The organism is Curtobacterium sp. ME12, assembly GCF_903970855.1.
In the GTDB taxonomy this organism is placed as follows: Bacteria; Actinomycetota; Actinomycetes; order Actinomycetales; family Microbacteriaceae; genus Curtobacterium; species Curtobacterium poinsettiae_A.
Genome location: NZ_CAJCKD010000001.1, coordinates 188579 through 205407, shown reverse-complemented (window position 1 = coordinate 205407; position 16829 = coordinate 188579). Strand labels below are relative to the sequence as shown.

The window sequence follows — 16829 nt, the reverse complement described above, 5'->3', positions numbered from 1 at the left end:
ATCGGCCTACCGTCCGGTGCATGCCTCAGATCATCGAAACCGTCGACGTCAACGTCCCCGTCCGCCAGGCCTACGACCAGTGGACCCGTTTCGAGGAGTTCCCGCACTTCCTCGACGAGGTCGAGAAGATCGTCCAGGTGGACGACAAGACCACCGACTGGACCGTGAAGATCGCCGGCCAGGAGCGCGAGTTCCGAGCCCTCATCACGGAGCAGCACCCCGACGAGCGTGTTGCCTGGACCGTCAAGGACGGCGAGACCGACCACGCCGGCGTCGTCACCTTCCACAAGCTCTCCGACGCCGAGACCCGCGTCACCGTGCAGATCGACTGGGAGCCCTCCGGCTTCCTCGAGAAGCTCGGCTCCGCCGTGGGCGTCGGCGGGCACGCCGTGAAGAAGGACCTGCAGAACTACAAGGAGCGCGTCGAGAACGCACCGACCCAGCCGGGCTGGCGCGGCGACGTGCAGGCGTAGTCCGCACCACACGACGGACGGGAGGCGCGGTGCCAGCTGGCACCGCGCCTCCCGTCCGTTCGTCCCCCCGTTCGGCATCCCCCCATCGAAATGCCGACCTGACGAGCGAGCGCGAGCCTGGCAGAGTGGTGACACCGGCCGACGCGCTGGTTCAGTTTTACCATGTCTGAGACAGATGTGAGAGTGGGGTCACGTGATCGAGTACAACGACGACGACGCGCACCGTCGGGAACTGTCGCGCAAACTGCAGCTCCTGATGGACGTCGTCGAGGCGAACTCGGGCCAGCGTCCCCCGTACAAGGAGATCGCCGCCGAGATCGAGGCGCAGGGTGCGTCGATGAGTCGACCGCGCTGGGGCTACATGCTCGGTGGCAACGGTCCGGCCGTCCGCGACCAGCGACTCCTGGCCGCTCTGGCGACCTACTTCGGCGTCCCGGCGGAGTACCTGACCGACGCGGCCGGCAGCACGGACGTGCCGGAGCGGGTGCAGGCGCAGCTGGAGCTCGTGCTCGAACTCCGCAAGCGCGAGGTCGTCGCGTTCGCCACCCGGCGTCTGGGCGAGTTCGCCTCGGCGGACGAGATCCGCGACTTCACCGACCACCTGCGCCGCCTCGACGAGTCGGGGAGCACACCGTGAGCGGGTACCGCGACCGCTTCGACGCCCTGCGCCGGCAGACCGCGGCCCGCCGCCGCGTGCAGCGCCTCGGACTCCCCCGTCGGCTGTCCCTGCCGGAGCTGACCGCACGGGCAGAGGCGGCGCTCGGCAAGCCGATCCACGTGCGCACGACCGAGCTGCCGGGTGACCTGTCCGCGCGGCTCATCCAGCGCACCGACCACGCACTGCTCGAGACCCGCCCCGGACTGTCCGAGCGCTCCCGTGTGGCCTGTGTGCTGCACGAACTCGCCCACGTGTTCATGGACGACACCGGCTGCGACCACCAGGCGTACACGGGGCTGCTCTCCGGCCGGACGGCCTTCACCCGCTCGCTGGACACCCCGCACGAACAGACCGTCGAGCTCGTCGCCGACCAGCTCGCGCTGCGGATCGGGCTGCTCGACCCCGAGGGCCAGCCCGGGATCTTCCGGTGACGCGGTGACATTGCACGTCTGGGGATCGATCCCGGTCTGGCTGATCCTGGCGGTGCTGGTCGTCCGGCTCGTCCTGGTGCGCACCCAGTCGGCCAGCGTCACCTGGCTGATGGTCTGCTGCAGCTGCGTCGCCGTCGGACTCACGATCAACCAGCCCGACGTGACGACGTTCCTCGCTGGTGTGACGCACGTGCCGAACATCGCCGACCTGATCGGTCGCTGCCTGATGGTGTGCGGCATGTTCGCCCTCGCGCAGTCGGTCGAGGCCGCTGCACGCTCCGCCAAGCTTCTCCGCCCCGGTCGGATCATCGGCTGCGTCCTGGTGCTCGTCGCCCTCGTCGTGCTGTTCGGCCTGATCGACGCGCCGACCCCGACGGCGCAGTTCATGGTGGCCTACGGGGACCAACTGCCGACCGCGCTGTACTCCGCGGTCGAGATGACGTACATCGCCATCGTCATCGCCCGGTCCGCCGTCGCCGTGCTCCGTGGGTTCCGGAACGGGGACGGGCTCGGGCGCCTGTACTGGCTCTTCGTCGTCGGTGCCGCCGGCCTCGTGCTGCTCGCCGGCATCGCGATCGCCCTCGACGCCGTGCACGTCGCCGGCGCGGACGGTGCGGTCGGGGTCCTGTCGAAGCTCTACACCCCGGTGTTCCTCGGCTCGATGGTCCTGCTCGCCATCGGCGCCGCCGGCGGCGTGCTGCCCGACGCCGTGCGGGAGTTCCGCGACTGGCGGGCCGCTCGACGCCGGTTCCGTGCGCTCGAGCCGGAGCTCCGCCGACTCGAGACGGCATCGGGCAACACCGGGCTCTACTTCACGATCGTGTGGCAGCGTCGCCAGTGGCGGAGTCGGCAGCACCGGCTGTCCGTCGAGATCGAGGACCGCGCGCGCGAGGCCGGGCAGGCAGTGCCGGCCGCTGCGACGCTCACCACGGAACGACTCAAGGAGATCACATGACCGGCGCACGCATCACGGCACTCGGCACCGCGGCAGGAGCGGTCGGCACGCTCGGACTCGGTGCCTTCGTCGCACGGCGGCTGCTGTTCCCGACGCCGTACACGGCGACGGCCACGGTCCGCAGCGCCACGGACTCCGAGGTCGAGCTGATCGCCACCCGCGACACCCGCCTGCCGGGCACCTACGACCTGCAGCGCGACGACACCCGCGTGCAGGTCGGCGCGATCCTCACCGCGAGCACGGAGACCGGGGCCGGCAGCGACGGTGACACCGTCCGCCGCAGCGTCACCGCCCCCGTGGCGACCGGTGAGTGGGCCTGGGACGCCCTGCGGTACGACGGACCGGACGACGTACCCGGCACCGAGCCCGAGGCCGCCACGACCCACGTGGTCCACGTGCACGGGCAGTCCCTCGGCCCGCGCCAGGTCCTGCGCGGTGTCGGGGTCTGGCGTTCGCTCGGCGCCTCGTCCGAGGTCGTCGACACCACCGACCTGCCGCTCCGCTCGCTCGACCCCGCGGCGGCGGACCGCATCGTCGCCGCCGTCCGAGCCGCCCGGGCACGCGGTGCACAGCGCGTCGTGCTGCAGGGCTGGTCCGCCGGCGCGCTCGCCTGCTCCGTCGCCGCCGCGCGCGTCGACGTCGACGGACTCGTGGCGGTCTCACCCCTGCTCGACGTCGCCGCGGCACTCCGCGGGGCCGTCCGGGGCGCGCACCTGCCCGTGTTCGTCGGCACCGTGGCCGCCCGCATCGCGACCACGAACGTGCTGTCGCGGCTCGCCGGGGCCCCGACCCCCGTGACGACGACCACGTGGCAGGACTCGTCGACGCCGACGCTGCTGATCCACTCCGAGGCCGACGCCCTGGTCGCGGCGGACGACGTCGCCGCCGTCGCCGCGCGGCAGGGCGCCACCGCGGTCACGTTCCGCACGGCACCGCACACGCTCGAGTGGAACGAGGACCCGGAGCGCTGGGAGCGCGCCGTCCGCGACTTCGCCGCACAGCTGCCCGACGCCGCCTGACCCAGCGCCGCCTGCGGCATCGACCACGGCGCTGCAGGCATTCCCCCGGACGTGCAACGGCCCCGGTCTGCGAACAGACCGGGGCCGGCTGCGTCTCGATCCGTTGGGGGGAACCGATCGAGCGCGACGCGCGAGGAGTTGGGGGGAACGTCTCGCGCGTTGTCATCACAGTACCCCCGGACGGGGGTCCGTGACCGCAAGGACGCGCAGATCGGTGATGCGGGATCTGAACGCGACCCGGGAACGGACAGGAGGCCCGGTGCCAGCTGGCACCGAGCCTCCTGTCCGTGGGGTGTCAGGTCCTAGGACTCGATCTCGCCCTGGGGCGTGTCGGTCGCGGCCTCGACCGCGGCCGCGCCGGCGAGGACCTCTTCGCGGCCCGGCTGGCGCCCGGTCTCGAAGTGGAACGCACCGTCGACGAAGTCGACCTTCACGTGGTCGCCCGCGTTGAGCTCACCCTGCAGGATGTGCTCGGACAGCTGGTCCTCGACCTCGTGCTGCATCGCGCGACGCAGGGGCCGAGCACCGAGTGACGGGTCGAACCCGACCTTGATGAGCTGCTCCTTGGCCGGCAGCGTGAGCTCGACGGTCATGTCACGGTCGAGCAGACGGTCGGCCAGACGCTTCACGAACAGGTCCACGATCTGCAGCAGCTCGGGCTGCGACAGCTGCGGGAACACGATCGTGTCGTCGACACGGTTCAGGAACTCGGGCTTGAAGTGCTTCTTGAGCTCCTCGTTCACCTTGCCGCGCATGCGGTCGTAGCCGACAGCCGAGTCACCCTCGACCTGGAAGCCCACCGGGCCACCGGCGATGCCCTGCGAACCGAGGTTCGTGGTCATGATGATGACGGTGTTCTTGAAGTCGACCACGCGGCCCTGACCGTCGGTGAGACGGCCTTCCTCGAGCACCTGCAGCAGCGAGTTGAAGATGTCCGGGTGGGCCTTCTCGATCTCGTCGAACAGGACCACGGAGAACGGCTTGCGGCGCACCTTCTCGGTGAGCTGGCCACCCTCCTCGAACCCGACGAACCCGGGAGGGGCACCGAACAGGCGGGACACGGTGTGCTTCTCACCGAACTCCGACATGTCGAGGGAGATCAGCGCACCCTCGTCGTCGAACAGGAACTCGGCGAGGGCCTTGGCGAGCTCGGTCTTCCCGACGCCCGTGGGGCCGGCGAAGATGAACGAGCCGGAGGGACGGTTCGGGTCCTTCAGGCCGGCACGGGTACGGCGGATGGTCTTGGACAGGGCCGAGATGGCCTCTTCCTGACCGATGACGCGCTCGTGCAGTGCCTTCTCCATGAAGACGAGCCGCGAGGTCTCCTCTTCGGTGAGTTTGAAGACCGGGATGCCCGTGGCCTGGGCCAGGACCTCGGCGATGATGCCCTCGTCGACGGTGCCGGACGCGGCGACGTCACCCGCACGCCACTGCTTCTCGAGGCGGAGACGCTCGCCGAGGAGCTTCTTCTCCTCGTCGCGCAGGCTCGCGGCCTTCTCGAAGTCCTGCTCCTCGATGGCGGCTTCCTTCGACCCGCGGACCGTCGAGATCTTCTCGTCGAACTCGCGGAGCTCCGGCGGTGCCGACAGGATCGACAGACGCAGGCGAGCGCCGGCCTCGTCGATCAGGTCGATGGCCTTGTCCGGCAGGAAGCGGTCCTGCACGTAACGGTCCGCTAGGTTCGCCGCGGCGACGATCGCACCGTCGGTGATGGACACCTTGTGGAACGCCTCGTACTTGTCGCGCAGACCCTTGAGGATGTTGATCGCGTGGGGCAGCGACGGCTCGTTGACCTGCACCGGTTGGAAGCGACGCTCGAGTGCGGCGTCCTTCTCGAAGTGCTTGCGGTACTCGTCGAGCGTGGTGGCACCGATGGTCTGGAGCTCACCGCGGGCAAGGAGCGGCTTGAGGATCGAGGCCGCGTCGATCGCGCCCTCGGCTGCACCGGCACCGACGAGCGTGTGGATCTCGTCGATGAAGACGATGATGTCGCCGCGGGTGCGGATCTCCTTCGTGACCTTCTTCAGGCGCTCCTCGAAGTCACCGCGGTAGCGGGACCCGGCGATGAGCGACCCGAGGTCGAGCGAGTAGAGCTGCTTGTCCTTCAGCGTCTCGGGCACGTCGCCCTTGACGATCGCCTGCGCGAGGCCCTCGACGACGGCGGTCTTGCCGACGCCGGGCTCACCGATCAGGACAGGGTTGTTCTTGGAACGGCGGGAGAGGATCTGCATGACCCGCTCCATCTCCTTCTCGCGCCCGATGACGGGGTCGAGCTTGCCGTCGCGCGCGGCCTGGGTGAGGTTCCGACCGAACTGGTCGAGGACCTGCGAACCCTGCTGCGCGTTCTGCTGCTGCTCGCCGCCGACTGCGACCGCTTCCTTGCCCTGGTAGCCGGACAGGAGCTGGATGACCTGCTGGCGCACCCGGTTCAGGTCGGCGCCGAGCTTCACGAGCACCTGGGCTGCGACACCCTCGCCCTCGCGGATCAGGCCGAGCAGGATGTGCTCCGTGCCGATGTAGTTGTGGCCGAGCTGCAGCGCCTCGCGCAGGGACAGCTCGAGCACCTTCTTGGCGCGCGGCGTGAACGGGATGTGCCCGGTCGGCTGCTGCTGGCCCTGTCCGATGATGTCCTGGACCTGCTCGCGCACGGCGTCGAGCGAGATGCCCAGCGACTCCAGCGCCTTGGCGGCGACGCCCTCGCCCTCGTGGATGAGACCGAGGAGGATGTGCTCGGTGCCGATGTAGTTGTGGTTGAGCATCTTCGCTTCTTCTTGAGCGAGGACGACAACACGACGGGCCCGGTCGGTGAATCTCTCGAACATGTGCTCTCCCTTGGCCCCTGATGAGCGGAGCCGACGCTGTGCCGGTCTCGTGTGAGTCCGGCCAAGTACTTCGAGAGTAACCAGCGCTCCGCCCGGGGGCTGCCCCTGTTCGCCGTGGGCGTGACCAGGGTGCGTCTTGTGCGCAGCGAGCGAACGACGAGACGGACGGGAGATCGCGTCGGAGGTCCGCTCGGTACGATCCGCTCATGGAGCAGCCCGTCGTCGGCCTCGTCGTCCACCCGACCAAGAACGTGCAGGAGTCCGTGACGACCCTGCAGCGCTGGAACGCGTCCGGCCAGGGCGAACTGCTCGCCCGCCGCGCGGACGCCCAGCGCATCGGCGGCGGGGTCGACGTGGTCGACGACGACGACTTCACCGACCGCGTCGACCTGGTCGTGGCCCTCGGCGGCGACGGCACCATGCTCGGCGCGATGCGGCTCGTGGCGAAGCGCCCGGTGCCCGTCCTCGGGGTGAACTACGGCAACGTCGGGTTCCTGGTCGAGATCGAGCCGCCCGAGCTCGAGAGCGCTCTGGAACGGTTGTCCGCCGGCGAGTACCAGCTCGAGCCGCACCACGCGCTCGAGGCCCGGTTGTCCTGGGGTGGTGCCCGCACCGACTACCTGGCGTTCAACGACCTGACCATCGTGCGGCGGCCGGGCGCCGGGCAGGTGTCGGCCGACCTCAGCGTCGGGGGCCTCGGGTACGGGTACTACCGCGCCGACGCCATCGTGGCCGCCACCCCCGCCGGCTCCACCGCGTACAACTACGCCGCCGGTGGTCCGGTGCTCTCCCCCGCACTGTCCGGCTCCGTGGTGACGCCGGTCGCGCCGATGGCCGGGATCGACCGCTCGGTGGTGCTCGCCGCACGTGAGCGCTACCGGTTCGACATCGCCGAGGGCACCAGGAGCGCCGCGCTCGAGGTCGACGGGCTCGTGGTCGGCGAGGTGGCCACCGGGGCGCAGATCGACATGCGGCTCCGCAAGGACGCCGGCAGTGTGGTGCGCCTCGACGCCGAGCGGCACGGGCGGACCGGACGCGTGAAGCTCAGCCTGCTCGACCTGCCGGTGCGTCCCGACCAGTTGGTCGAGCTCATCCCGAGTGACCTGCGGCAGAAGCTCCGGCGCGAGATCGACGACTGACGCCGCGGGGCCGGTGGACCGGGCCACGGTCCTGGCCCCGACCCGGTCCCGGTCCTCCCACCGGTCCCGGTCCTGGCGCCGGTCCCGGTCCTGGCGCCGGGAACGTGAATGGCCCGCCCGAGCAGTGCTCGAGCGGGCCGTCCCATCACCCCACCGGATCGTCTTCCCACAGAACGACCCGGTTTCCCCGCGCCGGCACGGTGAACGCGCCGGCCGAAGTCCTCTGACCTAGTCGGTCAGGTACAGCTGCATGTCCTGCGAGACCGCCTTGGCGAACAGCCGCAGCTTGGCGCGCGACTCCACCCGGCTGACGGCTTGGCGGGTCGTGTGCACGATCTTCGAGATCTCGTCGAGGGTCATCGGCTTGTCGTCGTCCAGGCCGTAGCGCATGCGGATGACGTTCGCCTCGTCGCTGGGCAGCTCGGCGACGATGGAGCGGATGTCGCGGTGCAGCAGCGTCGTCTCGGTGAGCTCGTTCGGGCTCGCGGCGTCCTCGTCCTCGATGAAGTCACCGAGTTCGCTGTCGTCGGAGTCGCCGACCACGGTGTGGATCGAGACGGGCTCGTGCGAGCGGCCCTTGAGGTCGACGAGTTCCTCGACGCTCATGCTCAGCTCGGCGGCCACTTCCTCCGGCATCGGCGCGCGGCCGAGGTCGACGGTCAGGTCACGCTCGGTGCGCGAGATCTTGTTGATGAGCTCGACGGTGTGCACCGGGATGCGGATCGTGCGCGCCTTGTCGGCGAGACCACGCGAGATTGCCTGGCGGATCCACCAGGTGGCGTAGGTCGAGAACTTGTAGCCCTGCGTGAAGTCGAACTTCTCGACCGCACGGACCAGGCCGAGGTTGCCTTCCTGGATGACGTCCATGAACGGCAGGCCGCGCTGCGAGTACCGCTTGGCGATGCTCACGACCAGGCGGAGGTTCGAGGTGATCATGCGCTCCTTGGCGCGCTCACCATCACGGACGAGCCAGCGGAGTTCACGCTGCAGGGTCTTCGCGAGACCCTTCTCGGTGGCGAGCTTCTCTTCGGCGAAGAGCCCGACCTCGATGCGGCGTGCGATCTGCGCTTCTTCCTCGGCGGTGAGGAGCGAGAGACGGCCGATGTGACGGAGGTAGTCGCCGACCTGGTCGACCGAGGCACCGCGGACACCGGCGAGCTGCTCGTCGGCCTCGACCTCGGTGTCAAGGGAGGTGGTGGCGGACTCGGCGGTCGCGGTCTTCGACGCCGATGCCTTCTTGGTGGCGGTGCGGCGGGTGGTGCTGGGTGCAGCCGTTGCGATCGTCATGGTGTTTCTCCCTGCGTTCGACGGTGATGGCTTCGTGGGGCGTTGCCGGGGGGTGCTGATGAGTAAAGCGGCCCGGAGGTGTACCCCACAAATCGTTCGGAGCGATTCTCAGGGTTCTCCGTGCTTCGTCATCGAAAGCGTCCCCCGCGGGGTACAGCCCTCCGACAGTTTGGTCCCCCAATCGGCCCTGGATCAAGCGGATAACGCCGTGTTTCCGGCGTTGCAGGCGTGTTTCACCAGCGTTTCCAACCCTGTACCCCGGGCAACTGCGCACTCCGGACATGCAAAAGGGGTACGTCCGACCGGATCAGTGCGATCTGGTCGTCGTACCCCGAATACCGAACGGGTGGGGTCACCAGGAAGGTTCCAGCCACCCGTCCCGGCGCTTGGAGACCTCGAGGTCTGCGTCTCGGTCGAACTCGTCGTACTCGCTCTCGATGTCACCGACGAGGCTGCGGCCCGTGAAGGGATGTGCGGTGGTTGCCATGCGGACGATGCTCACCCCGGTACGCGTCGGCGAGGTGAACGGTGCGTGACGGTCCGTCGGCGCTCAGACGTCGAGGTCGTCGACGTCGCCCTCGTCGTCGAGGGCTGTGCCGTCGGCCCCGCGGCCGGTTCCGTCGACGCCCACGGGCAGGCCGGACGTGCCGGACACCGGGTGCCCGAAGGCGTCCTCCACGTCGAGGTCGTCGAGGTCCTCGACGGGTTCCGGGCAGGTCGGCATGTGCGACAGCGTCACACCGCGCGGTGAACGCGGGGTGAAGTCAGCGAAAGGACGTGCGCGCCGGGAGCAGGGTGCTGCGGCTGTGGCTACTCGGCCGACGTCGGAGCCGGCGCGGGGCGACCGTGCTCACGCTCGAAGCGGGCGCGCTCCTCGGCCTCGACCTTGGCGTACGCGGCACGCTCGGTCCGGTCGGCACGCATGATCGCGCGCATCACGAACCAGAAGATCAGGCCGACGACGATGGTCGGCGTCAGGGCGAAGACGATCCCGCTTACGACTCCTTCAGGCACCCGAGCATCGTACCCCGGTGGACCGGGAGCTACTTCACGAGCGGGAACAGGATCGTCTCGCGGATGCCCAGGCCCGTGATGGCCATGAGCAGGCGGTCGATCCCCATGCCCATGCCGCCCGACGGGGGCATCGCGTGCTCCAGGGCCCGCAGGAAGTCCTCGTCGACGCGCATCGCCTCGAGGTCACCACCGGCCGCGAGCTTCGCCTGCTCGACGAACCGCTCCCGCTGCACGACCGGGTCGACGAGCTCGGAGTACGCCGTGCCGAGCTCGAAGCCGCGGACGTACAGGTCCCACTTCTCGACGACGCCCGGACGGGTTCGGTGCTGCCGGGTGAGCGGCGAGGTGTCGACCGGGAAGTTCATCACGAAGGTCGGGCGGTCGAGCGAGTCGATGACGAAGTGCTCCCAGAGCTCCTCGACGTACTTGCCGTGCGTGGCGTGGGCGACCTCGACACCCTCGGCCTCGGCGAGCGCCTGCAGCTCGGACAGCGGGGTCTCCGGGCTGATCTCGCGCCCGGCGGCCTCGGACAGCGAGCCGTACATGTCGATGCGGGGCCACTCGCCACCCAGGTCGTAGGTGCTGCCGTCGGGCAGGGTGACCTCGAGCGCACCGCCGGTCACCGCGCGGGTCGCGTTCTGCACGAGCTCCTGCGTCAGGTCGGCCATCTGCTCGTAGTTGCCGTACGCCTGGTACGCCTCGACCATCGCGAACTCGGGCGAGTGCGACGAGTCGGCGCCCTCGTTCCGGAAGTTGCGGTTGATCTCGAACACCCGGTCGATGCCGCCGACGACGGCGCGCTTCAGGAACAGCTCGGGTGCGATGCGCAGGAACAGCTCGGTGTCGAAGGCGTTCGAGTGCGTCACGAACGGTCGGGCCGAGGCGCCGCCGTGCTGGGTCTGCAGCATCGGCGTCTCGACCTCGAGGTACTCGTGCGCCGTGAAGGTCTGGCGCAGCGAGGCCATCACGGCAGCGCGGGCGCGCACGGTGGCGCGGGCCTCGTCGCGGACGATCAGGTCGAGGTAGCGCTGGCGGACCCGCGTCTCCTCGTTGAGCTCGTTGTGCAGGTTCGGCAGCGGCAGGATCGCCTTCGCCGCGATCGCCCAGTCGTCGACCATGATCGACAGCTCACCGCGGCGCGAGGAGATCACCCGGCCGTGCACGAACACGTGGTCGCCCAGGTCGACGAACTCCTTCCAGCGGGCGAGGGACTCGTCCCCCACCTCGGCCAGGGAGACCATCGCCTGGATGCGCGAGCCGTCGCCCGACTGCAGGGACGCGAAGCAGAGCTTGCCGGTGTTGCGCGAGAACACCACACGACCCGCGATGCCCACGACGTCCTGGGTCTCCTCGCCGGTCTCCAGGTGCGCGTACTGCTCGCGCACGGCCGGGATCGTCGTGGTGATGGGGAGCTCGGCGGGGTACGCCTCGATGCCCGACTCCAGCAGCTTCGCCCGCTTGTCGAGCCGGACCTGTCGCTGCTCGCTGGTCTCCTGCTCGGCCAGGGCGGCGGCGTCGGCGATCGCGGTGTCGGGGGTGACGGTCTCGTCGGTCATGCGGGTGCGGCTCCGATGGTCGTGGGGGTCGGGGGAAATGCTACCCGCGCCGCGGTCCCGCCCCCGAACCGCTAGAGCGCCGACTGCCCGTCGGCGGCGGTCAGCGCGTTGTCGACGGCGGAGCGGACGAGCGCACCGAGGACACGACCCGGGTGTTCGACGCCGATGCCGGACAGGGTGCCGGCGGACTGGTCGACGATCGCGGTCGAGAAGCTCACGGCGGCCCGCACCGCATCGGCGTAGGCGGGCCGGTCGCCCTCGGCCACGACGAACGGTTCGGCCCCCATCTCGACCACGAGCGCCTGGGCGATCGGCAGCACGGGCGCCGGCGCGGTCACCGCGCAGTACGCGTCGCGCAGCCGGGACAGGTCGACGCTCGTGCCCGTGAAGGCCATCGCCGGGTGGATCGCGAGCGGGATCGCACCGGCTGCCATCGCCGGGGCGAGGATGCCGACGCCGTGGTCCGGGCTGGTGTGCACGACGAGCTGCCCCGGCTGCCAGATCCCAGCGTCCGCCAGACCCTGCACGAGCGAGGCGAGCTGGTCGTCCGGCACCGCGAGCAGCACGAGCTCGCTCCGCTCCACCAGGTCCGGCGTCGCGAGCACCGGGGCGCCGGGCAGCATGGCCTCGGCGCGGTCACGGCTCTCCTCGGACACGGCGGTCACCCCGACGACGGCGTGCTCCGCGTTCGCCAGGGCCGCTCCGAGGACGGGTCCGACCCGTCCGGCGCCGACGATGCCGACCCCGAGACGCCCGGCCCTCATCGTGCGGCTCCGGTCGGTGGGACGTCGCCCCAGCCGGGAGGGACGGTGGCGGACCGGTGGTCCGCCGTCGGTGCGGCAGGGGCTCCGGACCCGGCCACGGTGTCGGCCGCAGCGTGCGTGGCGGCCGCGGGACGGGCCTCCCGTTCGCGCCAGCGGTGGGTCGTGTCGACCGCGGCCGCTTCGACGGCACGCTGCGTCGTCTCCGACCACAGGCGCTGCGCGTCCCGCGCGTCGAGCGCGCCGACCCGGGCCGCCACCGGACCGGCCACGGTGTGGACGTGGACGGCTGCGAGCCGCAGGGCACGCTCGAGCGGGCCCTGCTCGACCTTGACGCTCTGCACCCGGGGCAGCGGCACGATGACGAGCGACCGCCACACGGCACCGAGCCGCAGCAGCACCGCACCCTGCACGAACCGGTAGCCGTTGCGCCGGAACGCGAACGGCCGGAGCCAGGCGCCGCGTCGTGGGGAGTGCACGAAGCCGCCGCGGCCGCCCGAGGTGGTCAGGCTGTCGTCGACGACGTCCACGGCTTCGGCAGCCCCTTCGCGCAGGGCTTCCTGCGAGGCCTCGGGGCCGGCGGCGACGGTGCCGACGAGCCCGGGCAGGATGATGTCGAGGACCTCGCGGACGTCCGCGGTGGTGCCCACCGGCAGCACGATCGAGGACACCTGCTGGTTGCTCGACGCCCCGTTGCCGGCGCTCGTCGCACGGTTGATGCGGATGTCCCACCAGCCGAACGGACGCCACAGCAGCGGCTGGGCGACGCTGACGGCGTGGATGCGGCCGGGCGGCAGCGTCTCGTTCGACGTCGAGACCAGCCCGAAGCCGATCCGGATGCCGTCGCGCGTCTCGGCGATCGTGTACTGCAGCGAACGGGAGAACTTGCGGACGTAGTAGCCGCCGGCACCGAGCACGGCGGGGAACAGCCCGAACAGCAGACCGTACTCACCGGTGACGGCGACGCTGACGATCATCGCCGCGATGACGAGCACCAGGAACAGCGTCGTGCCGGACAGCAGCATCGACGCGATGAGGCGACCGGGACGCACCCTGACGATGCGGGTCGCGTGCACGGCTGCCGGGTCGAGCTCGGGCGAGAACATCTCGTCGACGCGGTCCTGCAGTGCTCCGTGCGACTGCCGCGACGGACCGCCGTGGCCGTCGTCGTCCTTCGCGCCCGACGCGAGCACCAGGATCCGCTGCCGCAGGTCGTCGGCGGCGCGGGCCCCGAGGTAGGCGAGCTGCACGTTGGCGTCGTTGCCGGCCTGTGCGATCTCGAGCTTGGCGGTGCCGAACACCCGGGGCACGAGCGGCCGCTGGATGTTGATGCCCTGGATCCGGTCGAGCCGGGCCTTGCGGTGGTTCCGGAAGAGCACGCCCGAGCGCACCTCGACGATCTCGCCGGTGACACGGAACTCGTGCATGCGCCAGGACAGGTAGAACAGCCCGATCAGCACCAGGAGCAGCACCACGATGCCGAGCAGGACCCAGCCGACGGCACCGTGCTCGTACACGTACCGGACCGGGTCACCGTCCTCCTGCTGCTCGCCCGGGATGAAGAACTCGACGAGCTGGTCGCGCAGGCTGTTCAGCACGTAGCCGAGGATGACGATGAGGAAGATCCCGCCCTTGAGCAGCGGGGTGAGCGGGTGCAGGCGGTGCCACTCGCCGTCGGTCAGGGGCGCCGCCGCGGCGGCGTTGCCCCGGCTGGGCGGGGCGGGCGGAGCGGGTGGCGGGGTGCCCGGTCGGAAGGTCACGGACGACCCCTACAGTCCGGCGCGACGGGACTCGGCGAGCTCGACGAGGCGGTCGCGCAGCTCGTCGGCGTCCGCTGCGGGGACACCCGGGATCCGGACGTTCGTCGCGGCCGCGGCGGTCACGAACTTCAGCTCGCTCATGCCGAGCGCCCGGTCGAGCGGGCCGCGGGCGACGTCGACCAGCTGCATCCGGCCGTACGGGACCGCCGTGAAGCGCTGCCACATGAGCCCACGGCGCACGACCAGGTCGTCGTCGCGGAGCGCGTAGCCGATGGCACGGACCCGTCGGGGCGTCAGCGCGGCGGTGATCGCCGTGGTGACCGCGATGACGATGCCGATGGTGAGCCACACGGTGCCGGCTCCGGAACCGAAGGCGCCGGTGACGATCCCGATGAGCACACAGCCCGCGGTGAGCACGACGCCGATCACGAGCGTGGTGATGAGTTCGGTCCACACGAGCTTCGCGGACACCCGCTGCCAGGCGATCCCCCCGAGGCCGAGGCCGGGCTCGTCGAGTCGTTCACGCGGCATCGCGGGCCTCCTGGGGTTGCTCGGTCAGTTCACCGTCGTCGAGCCGTTGCGGGGATCGTCACGGTCGTCGTCGTCACCCGGAGGTGCGATGCACATGCGCTCCGCCACGAGTGCGCAGACCGTCAGGACGATCCCGCCCCCGACGGCGATCACGTTCGGCAGGGTCGAGCCTAGCGAAGGCGTCGCGGAACGGGTCAGCAGGTACAGCACGAGGCCGAGGGCGAACCCGCCCAGCAGCGTGCCGCAGATGCTGGACGCCTTCGCGAGCACGACGACCCGCGTCGCGTAGAGCGGGTCGACCGGCCGCTGGCGTCCGGCGCCGTCGCGTGCGTGTCGGCGCACCGGGCGCGCCATGAGCACGACGGCGACGCCGATGAACGCGAGCGTGATGCCGAGCGGGACCGAGAACAGGAACGTCGGCAGCTGGCGCGACGCCAGGACGGCGTCGAGCGCGAAACCGGCGACCACCGTCACGACGGCGATGCTGATCAGCGTGGAGGCACGGGTGGGCTTCATGCGCTGGTCGCGCTCCCCGCCGGCCGGGAGGCCCGTGCCGGCTCCGCGAACAGGCGCGGCTCGTCGACGCGCTCGGTGTCGTCGCTCACGGCGGTGAGCAGGTCGGCCACCGGTCCGGCACCGGGCAGGACGGCCTCGGGGTCGGCGTCGAGCCACGGGGCGAGCACGAACGCGCGCTCCGCTGCCCGGGGGTGCGGCACGACCAGGGTGTCCGTGGCGATCCGCAGGTCGTCCACCGCGACGATGTCGAGGTCCAGGGTGCGGTCGGCCCACCGGACCTCGCGCGTGCGGCCGTGCGCGTCCTCGATGCCGTGCAGGGCGTCGAGGAAGGCCTGCGGCTCGAGGTCGGTGTCGACGACCACGACGGCGTTCCGGTAGCGGGGCTTCGACGTGTCGAGGCCGTCGAGGGTGACGGCGACGGACTCGACCTCGCGGCTCGAGGCCACCGGCTCGACTCCGGGCAGGGCGGCGATCGCGGTGGCGGCGGCGCGGAGCGTGCTCCCCCGGTCGCCGAGGTTCGCTCCGAGGGCGACGACGACCCGGTGCGTCATGCTTCTTCCTCGTCCGGCACCGTGGCGCCGCGCGTGCGCCGGATGGTGATCGAGACGTCGGTGAACGGCACGGTGATCGGGGCCTGTGGCTTGTGCACCGTGACCTCCGTCGCCGACGCGGCACGGTGGGTGAGCACGGCCGCGGCGATGCGCTCGGCGAGCGTCTCGATCAGGTCGACCGGGTCGCGTTCGATCTCGGCGACGACCTGCTCGGCGAGGACGCCGTAGTGCACGGTGGCGTCGAGGTCGTCGCTGCTCGAGGCGGCGCGGGCGTCGAGCTCAACGGCGACGTCGACGACGAAGTCCTGGCCCTCCGCGCGCTCGTGGTCGAAGACGCCGTGGTGCCCGCGAGCGCGGACCCCGGTGAGGCGGATGGTGTCGTTCACGATCGAGCTGCCCTCCAGGCGTCCCAGACGTCGAGCACGGCACGGGTCGGTGCCGGGTCGTGCACGCGCACACCCCACGCGCCGCGTTCGGCAGCGAGCAGGCTGATGGCGGCTGTGGCGAGGTCGCGCTCCCTGGGCGGGGCGCCCTCCGGGCTCCCGACACCGTCGAGGAACCGCTTGCGTGAGGCGGCGACGAGCACCGGCAGGCCGATCGAGGCGAAGCGCTCGTAGCCGGCCAGGATCTCCCAGTTCTGCACGCCGTGCTTGGCGAAGCCGAGGCCCGGGTCGACGACGACCTGCTCCTGCCGGACGCCGAGCACGATGAGTTCGGCGACCCGGAGTTCGACCTCGCGCCGGACCTCCTCGACCGCGTGCGTGTACTCGGCGTTGCGGTACATCCGGTCGCTGTGGCCGCGCCAGTGCATGACGACGAAGCCGACCCCCGTCGACGCCACGACCCGGGCCATGTCCGGGTCGGCGAGGCCGCCGGAGACGTCGTTGACGATCGCGGCACCGAGGTCGACGGCACGCTCTGCAGTCGCGGCGTTCATGGTGTCGACGCTGACCGGGATCCCCTCGGCCACGAGCTGCTGCACGACCGGCAACACACGTTCCTGCTCGACCGGCACGGGCACGCGCTCGGAACCAGGGCGGGTGGACTCCCCACCGACGTCGATGACGTCCGCACCGGCGGCGACGAGGTCACGTGCGTGCTGCACGGCGGCGTCGTAGGCCTGGTGCAGCCCGCCGTCGCTGAACGAGTCGGGGGTGACGTTGAGGATGCCGAGCACCCGGGTGCGTTCCCCGGCCGGGCCACCGCGGTCGCGGCGACGGCCGGTCACGACCTCCGGCACCGGCTGGGGTGCACGGAGGTCGATCGCGACCGTCGCCGGTTCGGCGGCGGCGGCGCGGGCACGACTCACCTCGGCGAGTCGACGCTCTCGTCGCGTCGGCAGCTCGGTCATGCCGG

At 70.9% G+C, this 16829-nt stretch carries 19 protein-coding genes; 6 read left to right on the top strand and 13 right to left on the bottom strand.

The annotated features are described in order from the left end of the window. Positions 1 to 20: 20 nt before the first annotated feature. The 5 genes from H7A73_RS00995 (at position 21) to H7A73_RS00975 (ending at position 3536) form a co-directional block, all read left to right on the top strand. Positions 21 to 473: an SRPBCC family protein gene (locus H7A73_RS00995; RefSeq protein ID WP_182064276.1), complete on the top strand. Its 453-nt coding sequence runs from the start codon at positions 21 to 23 to the stop codon at positions 471 to 473. Between the two features lie 193 nt (positions 474 to 666). After that, positions 667 to 1110, top strand: a complete 444-nt coding sequence (locus H7A73_RS00990) for a hypothetical protein (RefSeq protein WP_182064275.1) — start codon at positions 667 to 669, stop codon at positions 1108 to 1110. Next, positions 1107 to 1562, top strand: coding sequence for a hypothetical protein (locus H7A73_RS00985; RefSeq protein ID WP_182064274.1), 456 nt, complete (start codon positions 1107 to 1109; stop codon positions 1560 to 1562). The genes H7A73_RS00990 and H7A73_RS00985 overlap by 4 nt, the downstream gene beginning before the upstream one ends. A gap of 4 nt (positions 1563 to 1566) precedes the next feature. Beyond that, the gene (locus tag H7A73_RS00980; RefSeq protein ID WP_182064273.1) at positions 1567 to 2517 is read left to right on the top strand and encodes a hypothetical protein; all 951 of its coding nucleotides are present in this window, start codon (positions 1567 to 1569) and stop codon (positions 2515 to 2517) included. Then, complete coding sequence (locus tag H7A73_RS00975; RefSeq protein WP_182064272.1) at positions 2514 to 3536, top strand: alpha/beta fold hydrolase; 1023 nt, start codon at positions 2514 to 2516, stop codon at positions 3534 to 3536. Before H7A73_RS00980 ends, H7A73_RS00975 begins: the two co-directional genes overlap by 4 nt. A gap of 302 nt (positions 3537 to 3838) precedes the next feature. Here H7A73_RS00975 and H7A73_RS00970 read toward each other — a convergent pair whose 3' ends face one another. After that, the gene (locus H7A73_RS00970; RefSeq protein ID WP_027467068.1) at positions 3839 to 6358 is read right to left on the bottom strand and encodes an ATP-dependent Clp protease ATP-binding subunit; all 2520 of its coding nucleotides are present in this window, start codon (positions 6356 to 6358) and stop codon (positions 3839 to 3841) included. 206 nt (positions 6359 to 6564) lie between these two features. Between H7A73_RS00970 and H7A73_RS00965 the strand changes: the two genes are divergently transcribed. Beyond that, positions 6565 to 7497, top strand: coding sequence for an NAD(+)/NADH kinase (locus tag H7A73_RS00965; RefSeq protein WP_027467066.1), 933 nt, complete (start codon positions 6565 to 6567; stop codon positions 7495 to 7497). 228 nt (positions 7498 to 7725) lie between these two features. Here the strand turns inward: H7A73_RS00965 and H7A73_RS00960 are convergent, their stop codons facing one another. From H7A73_RS00960 to folP, 12 genes are all read right to left on the bottom strand, one after another. Then, complete coding sequence (locus tag H7A73_RS00960) at positions 7726 to 8784, bottom strand: sigma-70 family RNA polymerase sigma factor (protein ID WP_035809350.1); 1059 nt, start codon at positions 8782 to 8784, stop codon at positions 7726 to 7728. A gap of 352 nt (positions 8785 to 9136) precedes the next feature. Beyond that, positions 9137 to 9271 (bottom strand): hypothetical protein, encoded by a 135-nt coding sequence (locus tag H7A73_RS18010; RefSeq protein ID WP_258320880.1) that lies wholly within the window; start codon positions 9269 to 9271, stop codon positions 9137 to 9139. 63 nt (positions 9272 to 9334) lie between these two features. Then, the gene (locus H7A73_RS00955) at positions 9335 to 9508 is read right to left on the bottom strand and encodes a hypothetical protein (RefSeq protein WP_182064271.1); all 174 of its coding nucleotides are present in this window, start codon (positions 9506 to 9508) and stop codon (positions 9335 to 9337) included. 86 nt (positions 9509 to 9594) lie between these two features. Next, positions 9595 to 9798: a hypothetical protein gene (locus H7A73_RS00950; RefSeq protein ID WP_071245264.1), complete on the bottom strand. Its 204-nt coding sequence runs from the start codon at positions 9796 to 9798 to the stop codon at positions 9595 to 9597. A gap of 29 nt (positions 9799 to 9827) precedes the next feature. Further along, the gene (lysS, locus tag H7A73_RS00945) at positions 9828 to 11354 is read right to left on the bottom strand and encodes a lysine--tRNA ligase (RefSeq protein ID WP_110863567.1); all 1527 of its coding nucleotides are present in this window, start codon (positions 11352 to 11354) and stop codon (positions 9828 to 9830) included. A gap of 71 nt (positions 11355 to 11425) precedes the next feature. Next, positions 11426 to 12118, bottom strand: a complete 693-nt coding sequence (locus tag H7A73_RS00940) for a Rossmann-like and DUF2520 domain-containing protein (protein ID WP_182064270.1) — start codon at positions 12116 to 12118, stop codon at positions 11426 to 11428. Continuing rightward, positions 12115 to 13875 carry a PH domain-containing protein gene (locus H7A73_RS00935; RefSeq protein ID WP_182064269.1) on the bottom strand — a complete coding sequence of 587 codons (1761 nt, stop codon included), beginning with the start codon at positions 13873 to 13875 and terminating at the stop codon, positions 12115 to 12117. The genes H7A73_RS00940 and H7A73_RS00935 overlap by 4 nt, the downstream gene beginning before the upstream one ends. Positions 13876 to 13884: 9 nt before the next feature. Beyond that, the gene (locus H7A73_RS00930) at positions 13885 to 14406 is read right to left on the bottom strand and encodes a PH domain-containing protein (protein WP_182064268.1); all 522 of its coding nucleotides are present in this window, start codon (positions 14404 to 14406) and stop codon (positions 13885 to 13887) included. 24 nt (positions 14407 to 14430) lie between these two features. Next, positions 14431 to 14922: a DUF3180 domain-containing protein gene (locus H7A73_RS00925; RefSeq protein WP_182064267.1), complete on the bottom strand. Its 492-nt coding sequence runs from the start codon at positions 14920 to 14922 to the stop codon at positions 14431 to 14433. After that, positions 14919 to 15473: a 2-amino-4-hydroxy-6-hydroxymethyldihydropteridine diphosphokinase gene (gene folK, locus H7A73_RS00920; protein ID WP_182064266.1), complete on the bottom strand. Its 555-nt coding sequence runs from the start codon at positions 15471 to 15473 to the stop codon at positions 14919 to 14921. Before folK ends, H7A73_RS00925 begins: the two co-directional genes overlap by 4 nt. After that, positions 15470 to 15859 (bottom strand): dihydroneopterin aldolase, encoded by a 390-nt coding sequence (folB, locus tag H7A73_RS00915; protein ID WP_182064265.1) that lies wholly within the window; start codon positions 15857 to 15859, stop codon positions 15470 to 15472. Before folB ends, folK begins: the two co-directional genes overlap by 4 nt. Next, entirely contained in the window at positions 15856 to 16824 is a 969-nt protein-coding gene (gene folP, locus H7A73_RS00910) for a dihydropteroate synthase (protein WP_182064264.1), read from the bottom strand. The genes folB and folP overlap by 4 nt, the downstream gene beginning before the upstream one ends. Positions 16825 to 16829: the final 5 nt, after the last annotated feature.